The organism is Candidatus Hydrogenedentota bacterium, assembly GCA_012523015.1.
Classification (GTDB): domain Bacteria; phylum Hydrogenedentota; class Hydrogenedentia; order Hydrogenedentales; family CAITNO01; genus JAAYBJ01.
In genome coordinates this window covers 1-4,364 of record JAAYJI010000026.1, presented here as the reverse complement: position 1 = coordinate 4,364, position 4,364 = coordinate 1, and the positions used below count along the sequence as shown (strand labels likewise).

The window sequence follows — 4,364 nt, the reverse complement described above, 5'->3', positions numbered from 1 at the left end:
GCGGCTGTGGGTGTGCTTCCCCAGCCGGACACCTGCATCATTTTCGCGGACGGGCTGCGCTTTGATGTTGCCGGACGCTTGCAGGAAGTCCTGGAAACTCGGGGGCTTCGCGTCCGGCTAACGCATCGTCTGGCGCCGGTGCCAAGCGTGACCCCCACCGCCAAGCCGGTGGCGTCGCCAGCACATATAGCCTGTGAGGAAACAGGCGATTACGGAGAGTTCACACCTTCCCTGAGTGCTACCCACAAGCCGTCAAGCGCACAACGACTCCGTGATGAGATGGCACGGCAGGGCATTGAGGTGCTCGAAGAGGAAGAAGTGACCATCCCCTCGGGGTCTCAACAGGGCGGTTGGACGGAAATGGGTAAACTGGACAGTCAGGGGCACGCGCTGGGCGCGGGGCTGGCCAGGCAGATAGTCGCAGAAGTAGACGCCGTTGCCGACCGTGTCGTCGGTCTTCTGGCAGCCGGATGGAGCCGGGTGCGAATCGTCACGGACCACGGGTGGCTCCTGGTTCCGGGGAGTTTGCCTAAGGTAGCATTGCCTGTCTATCTCACGGAAACCAAATGGGCGCGATGTGCTGTGGCGCAGGGCGAGATTCCGGATGGATTTCCGGTTTTCCCCTGGCACTGGAATGCACAGGTGCAGATCGTATCGCCTCCCGGCATCGGGTCCTTTTATGCCGGGATAGAATACGCCCACGGAGGCGTGAGTCCGCAAGAATGCGTTGTTCCCGACCTGCTGGTGGAACGGGGAACCGAATTGGTGAAAGCAAAGATTGAAGCCGTGCGCTGGCGCGGTATGCGTTGCCGGGTGACCGTGACCACCAATGCGCCAGGCGTACAGGTGGACCTTCGTCTGCATGCTCGGAAAGCGAATTCCAGTATTGTCGTTTCAAGGAAAGATGTGGAAGAAAGCGGCGAGATCAGTCTGGCGGTGGAAGACGACCGTCATGAAGGCGCTGCGGCCATTGTGGTGCTCCTGGATACGGGAGGACAGGTGGTGGACCAGAAACCGACTCAGGTTGGAGAAGAATAATGACTATCGAATTGGATCATCTGGATTCCCTTGCGGCTTCGGCCTTCGACGGGTACCTTGTTCGGAAAGACCTGGTGCGTAAATATTCGCGCCAGTATCCCGTGCCCACATACGTGGTGGAATTCCTCCTGGGCCGGTATTGCGCTTCGGTGATCGAAGCAGAAATCCTCGAAGGCCTTGAGATTGTGGAGAAACAGCTCAAGGATCGAACGGTCCGTACCGGCGAGGAGGAACTTTTCAAGGCGCGCGCCAAGGAACAGGGGGAAGTACGGATCATAGATATTGTGAAGGCCAGGCTTGACGCGAAAAATGACTGTTATGTGGCCGAATTGCCGAGCCTTGCGCTGCGGGATGTGCGCATTGCCGATGCGATGGTGCGCGATAACGAGCGGATGCTGACGGACGGTTTCTACGCCGAGGTGTCGCTCAGTTATGCTGCCATCATCGCGCAGCAGAACGCGGGCAGGCCCTTTGGTATTGACGGGCTGCGCCCGATCCAGCTTTCCAAGCCGGATGCGCTCGACATCTTCGCCAAAGGTCGGGAACGTTTCACCACACAGGAGTGGATTGATTTTCTCCTGCGTTCGATTGGCCTGGAACCGGCCGCCATGGATGAACGCGCGAAACGGGTGGCGCTGCTCCGCATGGTGGCCTTCGTGGAGCCCAATTACAATCTTGTTGAATTGGGGCCGCGCGGCACGGGAAAAAGCCATCTCTTCCAGCAGATTTCCCCTTACGCCCACCTGATTTCCGGCGGCAAAGCAACGGTGGCGAAGATGTTTGTCAACATGTCGAACGGTCAACGGGGTCTCGTATGTCAATACGACGTGGTGTGCTTTGACGAGGTCAGCGGCATTTCCTTTGACCAGAAGGACGGCGTGAACATCATGAAGGGATACATGGCGTCCGGCCAATTCAGCCGCGGCAAGGAGAACATCCGCGCGGACGGCGCTATTGTCATGGTGGGCAACTTCGATGTGGATGTTGAGCAACAGCAGAAGGTCGGGCATTTGTTGAGCCCCATGCCGCCCGAGATGCGAAATGACACGGCGTTCATGGACCGGATTCATGCCTTTGCCCCCGGTTGGGACTTTCCAAAGCTCAGCGCGCGGGAACACTTCACCGATCACTTTGGACTCGTCAGTGATTTCCTCAGCGAATGCTGGAGCCGGCTTCGTTCAGGGAACCGGCTGGCGGCGCTGCAAGGCCGGGTGCATCTGGGTGGGGCGCTGAGTGGACGCGACATCGAAGCCGTCAACAAGACGGTGAGCGGCCTGTTCAAACTCCTCTATCCCGATCCCAGTTTGCCAATTGCAGATGACGACCTCGAATGGATTATCCGCCTTGCCCTCGAGGCGCGCCGCAGGGTGAAAGAACAGCAGAAACGTGTTTTCAAAAGCGAGTTTCGCAATACCCATTTCAGTTATATCATGGGGCCGGATGGTGTGGAGCAGTTTGTATCAACGCCTGAACTTCACAGCGATGAGGCTATTGAAAGCGATCCCCTGCCGCCGGGTCAGGTCTGGGCGGCAAATCCCGGTTCCCCAGAAACTGGGCCAGGTCTCTACCGCATTGAAGTGACATGCGGCCCGGGCAGCGGGGTACGGATTCTCAACCAACCACCCCCACCAGCCTTTCGCGAGAGCGTCAAGGTGGGCGAGCAAAACCTCTACATCCGGGCAAAAGAACTTGTCGGCGACCGTAATCCGCGAGAGGAAGAATTTTCCATCCAGATGCGTCCCATGGATGCTGACAAGACCGGGGCCGGTTTGGGGCTTCCCGTCGTCGTGGCCTTCTGCGGGGCGCTCCTGGGCAAAAACACACGCGGCGGCGCCATCATCGTGGGCGCATTGAATTTAGGCGGCTCCGTCGAAATGTTGCCCAACGCCGTCCGCATCGCCGAACTCGCCGTGGACAAACAAGCCAAGACGCTCCTGATGCCCGTCGCCGCCCGCCGGCAACTCAACGACCTGCCGGACGATCTCTGGACCAAGGTCAATATAGAGTTCTATAAAGACGCCGCGGATGCGGTGTTCAAGGCGCTGGAGGATTAGCGCCATGTCTGGTGAAGCTAATACCAGCACTTCATTTGAGTGGGCAGGAACCGGATGTTAATGGATGAGAAATATTTCTCATAAGTATTTATATTTTAATAGTTATTGTCACTATGAAAATATTGCGTTTACCTTCGTTATGATTTGGGTAGCGAGTTCTATAACGAACAAAAAAGGGTTCATTAATATGAATGAGGTCATGGCATCACTTTCAAGATGGTTTTCAGAGCGCCCCCAATGGCTCCAGATCGCGGCAACTCGGCTACTTCAGCATTCTGAGCCCACTGACAAAGACGTCTCTGAACTTGCAACCCTGTGCCAGCAGGAAGCCAACGGAAAGTTGCCTAGAACGACTTGTTCCTTTCCTGCTTCCGCGTTCACCCAAGGCGCTGTTGGTACCTTGCGCTTGTGTTCAATCAGCGACGTTGAAGGCGTAAATGCTCTTGCACCGAAAAAGCCTCTTGAGTTTGGTAAGGGCAATATGACGATTGTTTATGGCAATAATGGTTCTGGGAAATCGGGGTACGTCAGACTCCTCAAGCACGTTTGTGGTGCTCGCGAGATGGGAACCCTGCACCACAATGTTTTTAAGCCCGGCTCTTCTACACAAAAAGCCCTCATTTCATTTGTGCAGGACGGCATCCCTAAAAGCCATACGTGGACAGGACAAGGCATCTGCGATGATCTCAATAGTGTTGATATCTATGACACCTCGTTTGGCAGCGTCTTTGTCAGTAGTGAAAACGAGGTAAGCTACGAGCCGCCACTATTATCATTTTTTACTTCTCTCATCCAGGTGTGCGAAAAGGTCTCGTCAGCCTTGGACGCCGAAGTCAATCGGCACCCATCAAAAAAGCCGAATATCTCTGCGGACAAGAAACTCACTCCTGAGGGTATCTGGTACGATTTCATCAACGCCAGTACTACCACCCAAGACATAAACAAACATTGCACGTTTAGCAGCACTGACGAGACTGAAATGCGAACGCTGCAACAGCGCCTTGCCGAACAGGCACCGGTGGAAAGAGCGAAGCAGATCAGAAAGCAGAAGCAACATGTCGACACACTTATCCAGGATGCCCAGAAGTTTCTGGAGCAATTATCGGATGATAATTGCCGTCGGATTATTGCTGCCAAGAAGAAGTCGATCCTCAAGAAGACAGCGGCAGATACGGCGGCGCAAAAGGTGTTCTCCGGCAGCGAGCTGGAAGGCATCGGCTCTGATGTCTGGAAAGAACTTTGGGAAGCGGCCCGGAACTACTCCGTATCGGC

At 55.6% G+C, this 4,364-nt stretch carries 3 protein-coding genes; all 3 read left to right on the top strand.

What is annotated here, in order from left to right; translation table 11 throughout:
• Window positions 1-1,038 (top strand): BREX-1 system phosphatase PglZ type B (locus tag GX117_01260; protein NLO31972.1); only part of this gene is annotated, 1,038 nt, incomplete at its 5' end.
• A complete protein-coding gene (gene brxL / locus GX117_01255; protein ID NLO31971.1) occupies window positions 1,038-3,092 on the top strand; it encodes a BREX system Lon protease-like protein BrxL in 2,055 nt (684 codons plus the stop codon). The genes GX117_01260 and brxL, both read left to right, overlap by 1 nt.
• A gap of 187 nt (window positions 3,093-3,279) precedes the next feature.
• On the top strand, window positions 3,280-4,364 hold a 1,085-nt coding region (locus GX117_01250), incomplete at its 3' end, for a hypothetical protein (protein ID NLO31970.1).

Coding starts and splice junctions, on each gene's coding strand:
- brxL (NLO31971.1), top strand. CDS start 1,038: ATGACTATCGAATTGGATCATCTGGATTCCCTTGCGGCTTCGGCCTTC.